Raw genomic sequence first — 257 nt, 5'->3', positions numbered from 1 at the left:
ACTTCTTTCCCGATGACATCATCATACCTCATACAAACACAACACCAGGAACCAGATTATTACTTACATTATTTATAATTATTCTAGAACAAATACCATTTTTTTCAAAAAAAAAAAACACCAGAAATAATACAACAACAGCCCCATCGCAGCCTGCGGAAGACAAATACCATAAACCGAAAAAAAACAAAAAAAAAACCAAAAGAAAAAAAAAACAAAACACAAAAAAAAAAAAAAAAAAAAAAAAACCAAAAAAA

The 257-nt window shown here is 27.2% G+C and carries 1 protein-coding gene; it reads left to right on the top strand.

What is annotated here, in order from left to right; genetic code table 11:
* A partial coding sequence (locus KB213_RS12155; RefSeq protein ID WP_211683502.1) for a hypothetical protein occupies window positions 1–257 on the top strand: 257 nt, incomplete at both ends.

This window comes from Neokomagataea anthophila, assembly GCF_018122595.1.
Taxonomy (GTDB): domain Bacteria; phylum Pseudomonadota; class Alphaproteobacteria; order Acetobacterales; family Acetobacteraceae; genus Gluconobacter; species Gluconobacter anthophilus.
The sequence above is the reverse complement of the archived record's forward strand: the minus strand, read 5'-3'. Positions and strand labels throughout refer to the sequence as shown.